The 15,678-nt window shown below is 69.6% G+C and carries 8 protein-coding genes; 7 read left to right on the forward strand and 1 reads right to left on the reverse strand.

The genetic code is table 11. The features are described from left to right. The 4 genes from tolA to BMG07_RS16850 form a co-directional block, all read left to right on the forward strand. A partial coding sequence (gene tolA / locus BMG07_RS16835; RefSeq protein ID WP_198085537.1) for a cell envelope integrity protein TolA occupies positions 1–669 on the forward strand: 669 nt, incomplete at its 5' end. 105 nt (positions 670–774) lie between these two features. Further along, positions 775–2,505 carry a penicillin-binding protein 2 gene (locus BMG07_RS16840; RefSeq protein ID WP_198085538.1) on the forward strand — a complete coding sequence of 577 codons (1,731 nt, stop codon included), beginning with the start codon at positions 775–777 and terminating at the stop codon, positions 2,503–2,505. A 73-nt stretch (positions 2,506–2,578) separates the two neighbouring features. Continuing rightward, the gene (locus BMG07_RS16845; protein ID WP_198085539.1) at positions 2,579–3,802 is read left to right on the forward strand and encodes a SprT-like domain-containing protein; all 1,224 of its coding nucleotides are present in this window, start codon (positions 2,579–2,581) and stop codon (positions 3,800–3,802) included. Further along, the gene (locus BMG07_RS16850; protein WP_198085540.1) at positions 3,799–9,009 is read left to right on the forward strand and encodes a DUF4011 domain-containing protein; all 5,211 of its coding nucleotides are present in this window, start codon (positions 3,799–3,801) and stop codon (positions 9,007–9,009) included. The genes BMG07_RS16845 and BMG07_RS16850 overlap by 4 nt, the downstream gene beginning before the upstream one ends. 35 nt (positions 9,010–9,044) lie before the next feature. Here the strand turns inward: BMG07_RS16850 and dnaE are convergent, their stop codons facing one another. After that, a complete protein-coding gene (dnaE, locus tag BMG07_RS16855) occupies positions 9,045–12,563 on the reverse strand; it encodes a DNA polymerase III subunit alpha (RefSeq protein ID WP_198085541.1) in 3,519 nt (1,172 codons plus the stop codon). Between the two features lie 62 nt (positions 12,564–12,625). On the opposite strand from dnaE, the gene BMG07_RS16860 reads away from it, so the two are divergent. Genes BMG07_RS16860 through BMG07_RS16870 form a run of 3 tightly spaced genes read left to right on the forward strand, consistent with a single transcriptional unit; the run spans position 12,626 to position 15,650 of the window. Beyond that, positions 12,626–13,417, forward strand: coding sequence for a sulfurtransferase (locus BMG07_RS16860; protein ID WP_198085542.1), 792 nt, complete (start codon positions 12,626–12,628; stop codon positions 13,415–13,417). A gap of 24 nt (positions 13,418–13,441) precedes the next feature. Continuing rightward, entirely contained in the window at positions 13,442–14,158 is a 717-nt protein-coding gene (locus BMG07_RS16865; RefSeq protein WP_198085543.1) for a response regulator, read from the forward strand. Then, on the forward strand, positions 14,109–15,650 hold the full coding sequence (locus BMG07_RS16870) for a sensor histidine kinase (RefSeq protein ID WP_198085544.1): 1,542 nt from the start codon (positions 14,109–14,111) through the stop codon (positions 15,648–15,650). Before BMG07_RS16865 ends, BMG07_RS16870 begins: the two co-directional genes overlap by 50 nt. Positions 15,651–15,678 lie beyond the last annotated feature (28 nt).

The following is a 15,678-nucleotide window of genomic DNA, read 5'->3' on the forward strand; positions in this document are numbered from 1 at the left end:
GCGCCGCCGCCTCCGCCCGTAGCCAAGGCACCCGAGCCCGCCCCCGCGCCGAAGGCCCCCGACATTGCCCTGGAGCGCGAGAAGAAGCTCAAGGAGCAGAAGGAACAGAAGGAGCGCGAGCTCGAGCAGCAGCAACTTCAGAAGAAGAAGGAGCTCGAGGCCAAGCAGCGCGCCGAGGACGAGGCCGAGCGCAAGAAGGAACAGCAGAAGAAGCTGGCCGACCAGAAGAAGCAGCAGGACGCGGCCGAGGCCAAGCAGGCCGAAGCCAAGAAGGCCGAGGCCGCCGCGAAGCAGGCCGCCGCCGACCGCGCCGCCACGCTCAAGCGCATGCAGGGCCTGGCCGGCGCCAGCGGCGCCGACGACTCGAAGGGCACGGCACAGCGCTCCTCGGGCCCGTCCAGCGGCTATGCCGGACGCATTGCCGCGGCCGTGCGCCCGAACATCACCTTCCCCGATGCCGACACCGTGAGCGGCAACCCGGCGGCGGAGTTCGAGGTGAGCCTGGCGCCCGACGGCACCATCGTCGGCGTCAAGCTCAGCAAGTCGAGCGGCCTGCCGGGCTGGGACGACGCGGCCGAGCGCGGCCTGCGCAAGACCGACAAGCTGCCGCGCGACACCGACGGGCGCATCTTCCCGTCGCTGATCGTGTCGCTGCGGCCCAAGCGCTGATGCGGTGACGGGTTCCGGGCAGCTTTCAGCAAGCGGCCCGGAACTTGCGCGCCGGCGCGTTGTCTACACGCGAACAACAACAGCCGGGTGCCACACCCGCACAAGATGAATCCCAACGGTCGGATCCGGTATGGCAGCAGTCCGCTCCTCGCAAGCAGGACCCCCGTCTGGCGCAGCAAGTTCATCGTGGCCAGCATCGCCTTCGGCTTCACGCTGCTGGCGGCCCGCGCGGCCTACGTGCAGATCTTCAACAACGACTTCTTCCAGCACCAGGGCGAAGTGCGCTACCAGCGCACGCTGGAGCTGCCGGCCAACCGGGGCCGCATCCTCGACCGCAACGGGCTGATCCTGGCGTCCGACATTCCAGCGCCCAGCATCTGGGCCATTCCCGAGGACATCGAGCGTGACGACCCCGCGGTGCAGGCCAAGCTCAGGCAGGCGGCCAAGCTGCTGGGCATGCCGCAGAAAGACTTCGACAAGAAGCTGGAGGACGAAGACAAGAGCTTCGTCTGGATCAAGCGCCAGGTCGACCAGCCCGTCGCCAAGGAAGTGGCGGCGCTGAACATCAAGGGCATCTACCTGCGCCGCGACTACCGGCGCCAGTACCCCGAAGGCGAGGCGGCGGCCCACCTGGCCGGCTTCACCAACGTGGAAGACATCGGCCAGGAGGGCATCGAGCTGGCCTTCAACCAGCAGCTGGCCGGCAAGTCCGGCTCGCGCCACGTGCTGAAAGACCGGCTGGGCCACATCGTCGAGGACACCGAAGACCAGGTGCCGCCGACCGACGGCCACGACATCCAGCTGAGCATCGACGACCGCGTGCAGTTCACCGCCTACGAGAAGATCCGCGACGCCGTGGTGGCCAACAAGGCGCGCGCCGGCAGCGTGGTGGTGGTCGACGCCCGCACGGGCGAGCTGCTGGCCATGGCCAACTATCCCAGCTACGACCCCAACGACCGCCACAACCTCACCGGCGAGCAGCTGCGCAACCGCGCCATGACCGATGTGTTCGAGCCCGGCTCGACCATGAAGCCGATCACCATCGCCACCGCGCTGCAGCTGGGCCGCGTCACGCCCGGCACCATCATCGACACCAACCCGGGGCGCATCACCGTGTCGGGCGCGACCATCCACGACGACGAGAACTTCGGCGTGCTCACGGTGGCCGGCGTGATCCAGAAGTCGAGCAACGTGGGCGCCACCAAGATCTCGCAGCGCATGTCGGCGCAGGAGATGTGGAACTCGCTCACCGCCGTGGGCCTGGGCCAGAAGCCGCAGACGCCCTTCCCCGGCGCGGTGACCGGGCGGCTGCGGCCGTGGAAGTCGTGGCGGCCCATCGAGCAGGCGACCATGTCGTACGGCTACGGCCTGTCGGCCTCGCTGTTCCAGATCGCGCACGCCTACACGGCCTTCGCGCACGACGGCGAGGTCATTCCGGTGGGCCTGCTGAAGAACAACGGCGAAGAGCCGGCCGGCGTGCAGGTGTTCTCGCCGACCGTGGCGAGCGAGGTGCGCCAGATGATGCACCTGGCCGCCGCGCCCGGCGGCACCGCGCCGCTCGCGCAGACCGTGGGTTACTCGGTGGGCGGCAAGACCGGCACCGCGCACAAGCAGGTCGGCAAGGGCTATGCGAGCAACAAGTACCGCGCCTGGTACACCGGCATGTCGCCCATCGACAAGCCGCGCATCATCGTGGCCGTGATGATCGACGAGCCCAGCGCCGGCAAGTACTTCGGCGGGCTGGTGGCCGCGCCGGTGTTCAGCCAGGTGGTGCAGCAGACGCTGCGCATCATGAACGTGCTGCCCGACCTGGCGGTGGCGCCCATGACGCACTGAACCGTTTCAGGGCGCGGCTTGCGGGCCGCTCGTTTAGGATCGTCGGCAACTCACTGTTACCGGCGCTCCTGACATGGTCGAAACCACCCCTGCCGTCCGCCTCGAAGACCTGACGCCGCTGCCCTACCAGCAGGCCCTGGCCGCGCACCTGCAGGCGCACGAGCCCGAAGTCTGGCGCTGGGCCGCGTCCGCCGAAGCCCGCGAAGAGCACGCCGCCGCCGTGCGCGCCGCGCTGCTGCGCAACTCGTACCGGCTGGACGCCACCGCCCACCCCGAACTGCACGCGCACGCCAGCCTCGCGGCGCAGCGCATGGGCGTCACGGCGCGCATCACGCTCTACCAGGCGGGCGACGGCGCAATGAATGCCGCCATCCACTTCATACCGGGCGAGGCGCACATCGTGCTGTCGGGCCCGCTGCTGGAGCGCCTGCAGGGCCCCGAGCTGCAAGCCGTGCTGGGCCACGAGCTCGCGCACTACCTGCTGTGGGAGCGCGACGGCGGCAAGTACCACGTGGTCGACCGCGTGCTCAACGCCACCGCCGCCGACCCGCGCGCCGATGCGAGCCATCTGCAAGCCGCGCAGCGCTACGCCCTCTACACCGAGGCCTTCGCCGACCGTGGCGGCTGCGTGGCCTGCGGCGCGCTCGAGCCCGCCGTGAGCGCGCTGGTGAAAGTGCAGACCGGCCTGAGCCAGGTCAACGCCGCGAGCTACCTGCGGCAGGCCGACGAGATCTGCGCCGAGCCGGGCACGCAGACGCGCGGCACCAGCCACCCCGAGGTGTTCGTGCGCGCCCGCGCGCTGCGCCTGTGGACCGGGCGCGAGCCCGACGCCGACGACTGGCTGGCCAGCGCGCTCGAAGGCCCGCTCGATCTGGGCACGCTCGACATCCTGGGCCAGCAGCGCGTGGGCGCGATCACGCGCGGCACCATCGCGCAACTGCTGCAGCGCCCGTTCCTGCAGTCGGAGCCGCTGCTGGCGCACGCGCGCCGCTTCTTCCCCGACTTCAAGCCGCCCACGGCCGCCATGCCGCCCGCCGAGCCCGTGCCGGCGGGTCTGCACGACTACCTGGCCAGCGTGCTGGTCGACTTCGTCGCGGCCGACCCCGAGCTGGACGACGTCACGCTCGCCGCCGCGCTCGGCCTGGCCGACGCACTGGGCTGCGCCGAGCCGCTCGAAGCGCGCGTGGTGAAGGACATGCGCTTTCCCAAGCGCAGCCTCACGCGCGTGAAGCGCGACGCCGCCGCCCTGCTCGACAAGGCCCTTACCCAACACCAGCAGCAGGCCGCCGCCGCATGACGACTTCCACTGACGCCCCGGACACACCTCTGACCGCGCCCCTGCTGCAACTGCTGGACACCGCCGACGCCCACGGCGGCCTGCAGACCGACGACGCGCTCAACCTCGTGCTGCCGCTGCTGCGCGCGGTGTCGGCGCTGCACGAGCAAGGCAAGGTCGCCCTGCTCGGCAGCGCCTTCGCCTACCGCGTGACCGACGCGCCGGCCCTTGCGCTCGCACAGCCCGACGGCGCCGAGCCGCGCCGCAACCCCGAAGCCATCGCACCGCTGGAGCTGCCCGCCGCCTCGGTGCTGCGTGTGGTGGGCGAGCAGCGCATCACGCTCGACAGCGACACCGGTGCCTCGCTCGAGAACCTCACGGTCATGGCCGACGCCGCGCCCGACGCGCTGCCGACGCGCCCCGTCTACCTGCCCGGCTACACCGCCTGGGAGCTGCGCTTTGCGCACCACGACGCGCTCAGCGACATCCTGTGCCTGGGCCAGGTGCTCGCCAGCCTCTCGTGCGGGCTCGACTTCACCACGCCCGAAGACCTGAACCGCTTCGCCGCGGGCCGCGCCAACCTGTTCGGCCTCAACCAGCGGCTGCACCCCGTGGTCGCCGCCGTGATCTTCGAGATGACCGCGCTCGACCGCCACGAGCGCGCGCGCGACCTGCCCTCGGTGATCCGCCGGCTCGAAACCTACCGCGACCAGCCGCTGGACCTGAACCTGGGCCTGGACCGCATCGCCCCCGCGAAGGACGGCGCCGGCCAGCGCCGCCAGGCCATCCAGCTGCACCTGCGCGACCGCCTGTTCGACCTGTCGCGGCGCAACCGGCTGCTGTACTTCAAGCCCACGCAGGCGCATGTGAACCTCACCATTGCCAGCGTGCCGCTGGTGGTCGACCTGAACAGCATCCGCGCCGACCAGCTCTGCGTGTGGAACGGCCGCTTCGCCAGCGACATCGCCAGTTGCGACCCCGTGCCGCTGGCGCGCTGGCTGCGCTTCGAAGACCAGCCCTACCTGCCGGGCGCGCTCGACCGCATCCTGCAGGAGGCGCGGCGCGACCGCGCCGAGTACGGCTTCTCGCAGCTGTCGCTGGTCATCGCCTTCCTGCGCTGGCACAACCTCAAGGAAGACGCGGCCGAGCGCATCGCCTCGCCGCTGCTGATGCTGCCGGTCGAGCTCACGCGCAAGAAGGGCGTGCGCGACCAGTACCTGCTCGAAGCGGCCACCAGCGAGGCGCAGGTCAACCCGACACTGCGCCACCACCTGCGCCAGCTCTACGGCATCGTGCTGCCCGAGACGGTGGACCTGCGCGAGACCACCATCGAACAGTTCCACGCACAGCTGGCCGCGCAGATCGCGCAGAGCGAACCCGGCGTGCAGCTGCGGCTGGTCGGCCAGCCCGAGATCGCGCTGATCCACCAGCGCGCGCGCCAGCGGCTCGAACAGTTCAAGCGTCGCGCGCGCGTGCGGGCGCCTTCCGCGCTGCCGGTGGCGGCGCAAGACTTCAGCTACGCGCAGGACGACTTCCGCCCGCTCGGGCTGCAGCTGTTCCATGCGCGCGTGCGCGGCGTGCCGCTGCCCATTCGCGCGGCCGTCGGCGGCGCGCCCCAGCCGCGCGCGCCGCAGATGGCGCCCACGGCCGCCATCGAAACCGAGCGCACGACCTTCGCGCTGCAAGAAAGCAGCGGCAACCCCTACCAGTGGGACATCGACCTCACGGCCGTGACCCTCGGCAACTTCAACCACCGCAAGATGTCGCTGGTGCGCGACTACTCGGGGCTGGCCGAAAGCGACATCGCAAGCGAGGCCTTCGACCGCGTGTTCTCGCTGCAGCCGCGCCAGGTCGATGCCGAGACACCCGCCGCGCTGCCGCTGGCCGACCAGTGGCCCGTGGTGCAGGCCGACGCCACGCAGACCGCCGCCGTGGCGCTCGCGCGCACCGGCACCAGCTACATCATTCAAGGCCCGCCGGGCACGGGCAAGTCGCAGACCATCACCAACCTGATCGCCGACTACGTGGGGCGCGGCCAGCGCGTGCTGTTCGTCTGCGAGAAGCGCGCCGCCATCGACGTGGTGTTCCACCGCCTGCGCCAGCAGGGGCTGGACGAGCTGTGCTGCATGATCCACGACTCGCAGGGCGACAAGAAGGCCTTCGTGCAGAACCTGCGCAAGACCTACGAGCACTGGCTCGAAGCGCCCGAAGAGCTGACGCGCGAAACCGCCGAGCGCGGCCAGCTGGTCGATGCGATGGACCTCGACCTGCGCGCGCTGGAGCGCTTCGACGCCGCCATGCGCGACGTGCCCGAACACCTGGCCGTCACGCTGCGCGAGCTGGTGTCGCGGCTGATCGAACTCAAGCCTCATGACCCCGCGCTGACACCGCTGCAGGCCGAGGCACTGCCCGCCTTCGCGGCGTGGCGCGGTCATGCCGAGCTGGTCTCGCGCCTGCACCTGGCCGTGACCGAAAGCCTGGGCGCGCCGAGCTTCGCGCAGCATGTGTTCGCGCAGCTCGCCCCCGCATTGCTGCGGCAAGAGAAGCCGCTCGCGCGACTGGTCGAACTCAGCGAACGGGCGATCGACCTGAGCGGCCCGTGCCGCGACGTGCTCATCGACGCATGGCCGCCGCTGGCCGATGCCAACGCGCAATGGCGCGACGCGCTGGCGGTGGTGGCCGACGCGCGCCGCGTGGCCGCGCTGGCCGAACGCCACCAGCTCACGCTGCTCGACACCGCGCACCCCGACAGCCTCGCGCTCGGCGCGGCCATGGCCGAGCGCCGCACGCTGGTGCAGGCGCTCGAAGACACGCAGGAGCGCACCGGCGCATGGCGCGACAAGTTCTCGCCCGCCGACACCGACGCGGGCCTCGAACAAGCCCGTGCGCAACAAGGCTCGCTGCTGCGCTGGCTCCAGCCTTCGTGGTGGCGCCTGTCGGGCGAACTCAAGCGGCGCTACAACTTCGGCGCCCATGCGGTGCGCCCGCAGCCGAGCCAGGTACTCGAAGCGCTGCAGGCCGAGCACGTCGCGCGCGCCGCGCTGCAAAAGCAGCTCGCGAAGATCGAAGCCGACTACGGCTGCACCGACCCCGACGCCTTCGTGCAGCAGATCCAGGACCTGCGCCGCCCGAGCGGCAACAGCGGCTTGCGCGCCGAGTTCCAGGCCCACCTGCGCACCGACGCCGGCACCCGCAGTGTCGAGCAGCTCGCCACGGCCGGCACGCGCACCGACACGCTCGACGCCCTGTGGCGCGACCTCGTTCACGACGCCGACGCCCAGCCGCTGAACGGGCTCGAAAGCCTCGCGCGCACGCTGCGCGAGCAGGCCGACGCCCTGCCCTCGGTGCTCGTGCCGCTGCGGGAACTGGCCGACGCCGACCCGGCCGTCGCCAACGCGCTGCGCACGCTGCCCTTGCCACCTGACGCCATCGAGTTCGCCGTGGCGCGCGAAGGGCTGGAGCGCGTCTACCGCGCCGAGCGCTGGCTGCCGCGCTTCGACGGCCCCACGCTCGCGCGCCATGCGCAGCGCCTGGCCGACGCCGAACGCAAGCTGCTCGAGCGCAATGCCCGCACGCTGGCCGCCGCCGTGCGCCAGCGTTTCCGCGACCATGTGCAAAAGAGCGCGCTGCCCGCGAGCCAGCTCGACGCCGACGGCAAGGTCTTCAAGAAGAGCTACAACGCCGGCCGCCGCGAACTCGAGCACGAGTTCGGCAAGACCATGCGCTACAAGGCCATCCGCGAACTCGCGAGCGGCGACACCGGCCAGGTGGTGCGCGACATGAAGCCCATCTGGCTCATGAGCCCGCTGTCGGTGTCCGACACGCTGCCGCTGGCGGCCGACCTGTTCGACGTGGTGATCTTCGACGAGGCCAGCCAGATTCCGGTCGAAGAAGCCGTGCCCGCGCTGTACCGCGCGCCGCAGATCATCGTGGTGGGCGACGAAATGCAGCTGCCGCCGACCAGCTTCTTCTCGTCGGGCCGCGACCCGGAAGACGACACCGTGTCGGTCGACGACGAAGGCGACCGCATTGCCGTGGTGCTGGACGCCGACAGCCTGCTGAACCAGGGCGCGCGCAACCTGCCGGCCACGCTGCTGGCCTGGCACTACCGCAGCCGCTACGAGTCGCTCATCGGCTTTTCGAACGCGGCCTTCTACGCGGGCAACCTGTACACCATCCCCGACCGCAGCCTGCCCGCGCCGGAGCGCGAAGAGATCCTGGTGCAGTCGCGCAGCCCTTCGGAAGAAGCCGTGGCCGCGCATGCCGACGCCCTGCTCTCGCGCGCTATCAGCTTCCACCGCGTGACCGACGCGGTGTACGAGAACCGCGTCAACGACGGGGAGGCGCGCTACATCGCGCAGCTGGTGCGCGAGCTGCTGCGCCGCGAAACCGGGCGCAGCCTGGGCATCGTGGCGTTCTCGGAAGCCCAGCAAGGCGAGATCGAGGACGAGCTCAATGCGCTGGGCGCGGTGGACAGCGACTTCGCGGCCCGGCTCGAAGCCGAATACGTGCGCGAGGAAGACGACCAGTTCTGCGGCCTCTTCATCAAGAACCTGGAGAACGTGCAAGGCGACGAGCGCGACATCATCCTGCTGAGCATCTGCTACGGGCCCAACCCCGAGGGCCGCATGCTGATGAACTTCGGCCCCATCAACCAGCGCGGCGGCGAGAAGCGCCTGAACGTGATCTTCAGCCGCGCGCGGCATCACATGGCGGTGGTCTCGACCATCCGCCACGAGGCCATCACCAACGACCACAACGAAGGCGCGGCGGCGCTCAAGAACTTCCTGCGCTATGCGGAGTGCCTGTCGCGCGGCGATGCGAACACGGCGCGCCGCGTGCTCGAAGCCATGAACCCGCTCACGCGCGGCAGCGCCGTACGGCAGGCGCGCGCCGACGACGTCACGGCGCAGATCGCGGCGGCATTGCGCGCGCGGGGCCATGCAGTCGACGAACAGGTGGGACAGTCACGCTTTCGCTGCGACCTCGCGGTGCGCGTGGCCGGGGGCGAGCACTACGCGCTGGGCATCCTGGTCGACACCGCCACGCACTATGAGAACCGCAACGTGCTGGAGCGCTATGTGTCGCGCCCGCGCATCCTCGACGCTTTCGGCTGGCGCGTGCAACAGGTGCTGGCCAAGGACTGGCTGCATGCGCCCGAGGCCGTGCTTGAGCAGATCGAGCAGGCCCTGAAGGCGACCGGCGAAAAGCTCAGGGCGCCAGGCTGAGGCGCTTGCCTCGCCTTCAGCCGCCGTGCGATCGATCAGTCGTAGACGATCTGCGCCTTGCCCGCTTCCGCCTGCGCGGTCCAGCTGGCCAGCGCCGCGTCGGTGGGGAAGAACTTGGCGCGCTCGCCCAGCTGCAGCTCGACCTGCGCGCCGCTGCGCGCCATCGACAGCCGCACCGGCAGGCCCTGGATCAGGTCGCCGACCTCGGTCTGTTCGGTGCGCGGCGGAAAGTCTTTCAGGAGGCGCGCGATGTCCGGCGCCTTGCCGTTCACCGCCACGCGCAGGAACTTGCCGAAGCGGCAGCGCGCCGTGGCCAGGTCCCACACCTGCTGCACCTGGAAGCGCGCCTCGAAGCCGCCGCGCGCGGGCTGCAGCTTGCCGCTGACGATGACGAGCTCGTCGTCCTTCAGCGTGTTGCGGTTGGCGTTGATCAGCGCCTCGTCGGCCGTGGCGTCGATGGACTCCGACTTGTCGTCGAGCTTGAAGATCGCCAGCCGGCCGCGCTGGCCGTTGATCACGCGGAAGTCGCTCACGATGCCGGCAATGACCTGCTGGTCGCGGCTGTCGAGCAGGTCGCCGATCTCGCGCTTGCAGAAGCGCCGCACCTCGTGCGAGACCTCGTCGAACAAGTGGCCCGACAGGTAGAAGCCGACGGCCGTTTTCTCCAGCGTCAGGCGTTCCTTCACGCCCCACGGCGTGGCATCGACGAGGTCGGGTTCGGCGGTGGCCGAGCCGTGCTCGGCGTCGCCGAAGATGTCGACCTGCGAAGCGTTGGCGGCGGTGGCAATCGCGAACTCGAAGGCGCGGTCGACCGAGGCGATCAGCGACGCGCGGTTCTGCTGGATCGCGTCGAACGCGCCGGCCTTGATGAGTGCCTCGACCGTGCGCTTGTTGATGCGCTGGCGGTCGATGCGCACGCAGAAGTCGAACAGGCTCTTGAACGGCCCGCCCTCTTCGCGCGCCCGCACCACGGCCTCGACCGCGAGCTGGCCCGTGCCCTTGACGGCGCCCAGGCCGTAGCGGATGACGCGGTCGGTGACGGGCTCGAAGCGGTAGTTGCCGCGGTTCACGTCCGGCGGCTCGAAGGTGATGCCGAAGTTTTTCTGGGCGTCTTCGAACAGCAGCTTGAGCTTGTCCGTGTCGTCCATTTCCACGGTCATGTTGGCGCAGAAGAACTCGGCCGTGTAGTGGACCTTGAGCCAGCCTGTGTGGTACGCCAGCAGCGAGTAGGCGGCGGCGTGCGACTTGTTGAAGCCGTAGCCCGCGAACTTCTCCATCAAGTCGAAGATTTCGTCGGCCTTGTCCTGCGCGATGCCGTGCGTGGACAGCGCGCCCGCGCGGAACTTCTCGCGGTGCTCGGCCATTTCCTCGAGCTTCTTCTTGCCCATGGCGCGGCGCAGCAAGTCGGCGCCGCCCAGCGAGTAGCCGCCCAGGATCTGCGCGGTCTGCATCACCTGCTCCTGGTAGACCATGATCCCGTAGGTCTCGGAGAGCATCTCGGCCACGGCCGGGTGCGGGTACTCGACCTCTTCGCGGCCGTGCTTGCGCGCCACGAAGCTGGGAATCAGGTCCATCGGGCCCGGGCGGTACAGCGCGTTCAGCGCAATCAGGTCTTCCAGGCGCGTGGGGCGCGCGTCTTTCAGCATGCCCTGCATGCCGCGCGATTCGAACTGGAACACGGCCTCGGTCTTGCCGTCGGAGAACAGGCGGTAGGTGGCCGCGTCCTTCAGCGGAATGTTCTCGAACGCGAAGTTCTCCTGGCCCTTGTGGCGCTTCATGATGAACTCGCGCGCAATCTCCAGGATGGTCAGCGTGGCAAGCCCCAAGAAGTCGAACTTCACGAGGCCGATGGCTTCGACGTCGTCCTTGTCGTACTGGCTCACGGCCGATTCGCTGCCGGGCTGCTGGTAGAGCGGGCAGAAGTCGGTGAGCTTGCCCGGCGCAATGAGCACGCCCCCGGCGTGCATGCCGATGTTTCGCGTCATGCCTTCGAGCTTCTGCGCGAGCTCGACCAGCATCTTCACTTCTTCTTCTTTTTCGATGCGCTCCGCCAGCTGCGGCTCCATCTCGATGGCGTAGTTGTTCTTGTCGCCCTCGATCTTGTTCGCGGGCGGGTACTGCAGCGTGACCGACATGCCCGGCTTGTTCGGAATCAGCTTGCTGATGCCGTCGCAGAACATGTAGCTCATGTCCAGCACGCGGCCCACGTCGCGGATGGCCGCGCGCGCGGCCATGGTGCCGAAGGTGGCGATCTGGCTCACGGCGTTGCGGCCGTACTTGTCCTTCACGTAGTCGATCACGCGGTCCCGGTTGCCCTGGCAGAAGTCGATGTCGAAGTCGGGCATCGAGACGCGTTCGGGGTTCAGGAAACGTTCGAACAGCAGCTTGTATTCGAGCGGGTCGAGGTCGGTGATCTTCAACGCATAAGCCACCAGCGAGCCGGCACCCGAGCCCCGGCCCGGGCCCACGGGGCAGCCGTTGCCCTTGGCCCACTGGATGAAGTCGCCCACGATCAGGAAGTAGCCCGGAAAGCCCATGTTCAGGATCGTGTTGATCTCGAACTCCAGCCGCTCGACATAGCGCGGGCGCTCGGCGTCGCGCTTGGCCTCGTCGGGGAACAGGTGCTTGAGCCGCGCTTCGAGGCCCTCGAACGATTCCTGGCGGAAGAATTCGCCGATCGGCATGCGCACGCCTTCGCTGATGAAGGGCGTCGGAAAGTCGGGCAACTGCGGCTTGCCGAGCACCAGCGTCAGGTTGCAGCGCTTGGCGATCTCGACCGTGTTGGCCAGCGCGCTGGGCACGTCGGCGAACAGCGCCTGCATCTCGGCGGTCGACTTGAAGTACTGCTCGTCGGTGAAGCGGCGCACGCGGCGCGGGTTGCCGAGAATCTCGCCTTCGGAAATGCAGACGCGCGCCTCGTGCGCCTCGTAGTCTTCACGGCCCGCGAACTGCACCGGGTGCGTGGCGACCACCGGCAGGTGGAGCCGGGCCGCCAGTTGCACGGCGGCAATGACGTGCGGCTCGTCTTCCGGACGGCCGGCGCGCTGCAGCTCGATGTAGAAGCGGTGCGGAAAGATCCCGGCCAGCTTCAGCGCCAGTTCGGCCGCGCGCTCGCCTTGCCCCTGCAACAGCGGCTGGCCCAGCGGCCCGGCCTGGGCGCCCGACAGCGCGATCAGCCCGCCCGCCAGTTCCTCGACCCATTCCAGCTTGCAGGCCGCCTGCGACTGGCCGCGCCCCACGTTCTGCGTCCATGCCCGCGCCAGCAGCTCGGACAGGTTCAGATAGCCTTCCATGTTCTGCACCAGCAGCACGATGCGGGTGAGCACGCCGGGCTCCTTGCCCAGGCCTTCGATGAAGATTTCAGCGCCGATGACGGGCTTGACGCCCTTGCCCCGGCCCTGCTTGTAGAACTTGACCGCCCCGAACAGGTTGTTCAGGTCGGTGATGGCCAGTGCGGGCTGCTTGTCGGCAGCCGCGGCCTTGATGACTTCATCGATTCGGTTGGTCCCGTCGACGACGGAAAACTCGGTGTGCAGGCGCAGGTGAACAAACATCGCGCCATTGTAGAAAGCACCGCATTCACCATGTGAGTTAACGATCCCTACAATCGCGCCCCGTGCAAGAGATTTTGAATATCGCGGCCTACAAGTTCGTGGCCATCGACGACAGCCCCGTGCTGCGTGAAGACCTGCGCGCCCGCGCGCAGGCCCTGGACCTCATGGGCACCATCCTGCTGGCGCCCGAGGGAATCAACCTGTTCCTGGCCGGCCCGGCCGACGGCGTGCGGGCCTTCCTGGCCGGTTTGCGCGCCGACGCGCGCTTTGCCGACCTCGAGGCCAAGGAAAGCTGGTCCGCTGGTCAGCCCTTTCGCCGCATGCTGGTGAAGCTCAAGCGCGAGATCATCCGCATGGACCACCCGGCCATCCAGCCCGCCGCGGGCCGGGCGCCCGGCGTGGACGCCCCGACGCTCAAGCGCTGGCTCGACCAGGGCCATGACGACGAGGGCCGGGAAATCGCCCTGCTCGACACCCGCAACGACTTCGAGGTCGACGAAGGCAGCTTCGACGGCGCGATCGACTGGCGCATCACCAAGTTCACTGAATTCCCGCCCGCCCTGAAGGCGCACCGCGCCGATTTCGCGGGCAAGACCGTGGTGAGCTTCTGCACCGGCGGCATCCGCTGCGAGAAGGCCGCGATCCTGATGCGCGAGGAAGGCATCGAGCACGTGCTGCAGCTCGAAGGCGGCATCCTCAAATACTTCGAGCAGGTCGGCGGCGCGCACTACCACGGCGACTGCTTCGTGTTCGACGGCCGGCGCGCCCTGGCGCCCGACCTGAGCGCGCGCGCGGCCGACGCCAGCGCACGCGCGGCGGAAGACATCGAACTGAATCTCGGCCTGAAGACCTGAGCCAACAACCACCGGCAGCCTCCCATGCGCATCCTCCTGGTCGAAGACGAACTGGACATGGCCTCGTGGCTGATCCGCGCACTCACCCAGAGCGGCTTCGTGGCCGACCACGCGCCTGACGCGCGCACCGCCGAAGCCTTCATGGCCGGTACCGAGTACGACGCCATCGTGCTGGACCTGCGCCTGCCCGACAAGCACGGGCTGAGCGTGCTGGCCGACATGCGCAATGCCGACGACCGCACGCCGGTGCTGATCCTGACCGCGCAGGGCGACCTGCAAGACCGCGTGCGCGGCCTGAACCTGGGCGCCGACGACTTTCTGACGAAGCCTTTCGAGCTGGTCGAGCTCGAGGCGCGCCTCTCGGCGCTGGTGCGCCGCAGCCGCGGCAAGCAGCACCCGCGCCTGCAGTGCGCCTCGCTCTCGTACGACAGCGAAAGCCATGCCTTCACGCTGCGCGGCGTGCTGCTGTCGCTCACGCCGCGCGAGCAGGCCGCCCTCACGGCGCTGCTGATGCGCAGCGGCTCGCCGGTCGGCAAGTCGCAGCTTTTCGCCAAGGTGTTCACCAACGACAGCACCGCCGGCCCCGACGCCATCGAGGTGGTGTTGCACCGGCTGCGGCGCAAGCTCGCGGACAGCGACGTGCGCATCGTCACCGTGCGCGGGCTGGGCTACATGCTCGAAGGCATCGCCGATGGATCCGCAGCAGCACCCGCCGCCGACCCCGCCAGCGCCGGCGACTGAGCCGCAGCGCTTCGGCATCCGCACGCGGCTGCTGGCGCTCTTGCTGCCGGGCATCGTCGCGCTGCTGGCGCTGGACAGCTGGAACGACTACCGCGCGCTGACCGACTCGCTGGTGGTCGCCTACGACCAGAGCCTGCTCGAACCCGTGCAGGCGCTGGCCAACGGCATCGTGGTGGCCAGCGACGGCAGCGTGCGCGTGCAGGAGCCGTTCTCGATCCAGGCGATGTTCGAGTCGACGCACCTGCGCTACAAGTACCTGCACGTCGGCGTGCAGCGCATTCCCAAGGGCGAGACGCTCGACGTGAACGCGCCCGAGGCCACGCTCATGGGCGTACCCGGCCTGCCCCGGCCGGCCACGCGCCCGGTCGACGGCACGCCGGTGTTCTACGACGCCGTGCACGAGCAGCACCCCGTGCGCGTGGCCGCGCTGCGCCAGACGGTGTACGACCACGTACACCCCGGCGTTTCCTACAGCGTGCTCATTCAGGCGGCCGAGGGTACCGGGCCGCGCACCGAGGCCCAGGCCGAGTCGCTGCGCCAGGAGCTGCTGCGCGACACCCGCATGGTGCTGGTGATGGCGCTGCTGGTGTGGCTCGGCGTGGCCTGGACGCTGCGCCCGCTGGAGCGCCTGCGCCGCTCGCTGCGCGAGCGCTCGCGCGACGACCTGAAGCCGCTCGACGCCAGCGGCGTGCCAAAAGAAGTGGTGCCGCTGGTCGACGCCGTCAACCACCACATCGCGGGCCACCGGCGCATGGTGGCCGAGCAGTCGCAGTTCCTGGCCGATGCCTCGCACCAGTTGCGCACGCCCCTGAGCATCCTGTCGATCCAGGCCGGCTACGCGGTGCGCGAGACCGACCCCGCGCGCATGCGCGAGTCGCTGCACGCCATCGTCGCGCAACTGGCGCGCACGCGTCGCCTGAGCGAACAGCTGCTGGCGCTGGCCCATGCCACCACCGAGGACGAGGTCGCGCCGGCCGAGCCCACCGTGGTCGACCTCAATGCGATTGCGCGCGCCGTGGTGCTCGAATACTTGCCGCTCGCGCGCGAGAACGACCAGGACCTGGGCTGGGTCGATGCGCGCGGCGGCGGCGCGGACGAAGACGACGACACGCCCGCGCTGCCCGTGACCGCCAACGCGGCCGAGCTGCACGAGGTGCTCGCGAACCTCGTGCACAACGCCATCAAGTACACGCCGCGCGGCGGCAACATCACCGTGACCGTGCGGCGCGACGCCTCGTCCGCGCTGGCCGAGGTGTGCGACAGCGGGCCGGGCATCGCGCCCGAACGGCGCGAGAGCGTGTTCGAGCGCTTTCACCGCGACCCCGCCGTGAACGCGGGCGCGGCGCACGGCGCGGGCCTGGGCCTGACCATTGCGCGCGGCTACGCGCGTCGCAACGGCGGCGAGATCGAGCTCGACAGCGCGGGCATGCCTGAAAGCCCCACCGGCGGTGGGCTGCGCGCGACGCTCAGGCTGCCGCTGCGTGCCGTCTGAGGCCCGTTTTTGCAAGGGTTTCACCGGA

This window comes from Variovorax sp. E3 (genome assembly GCF_016082275.1).
In the GTDB taxonomy this organism is placed as follows: Bacteria; Pseudomonadota; Gammaproteobacteria; order Burkholderiales; family Burkholderiaceae_C; genus Variovorax.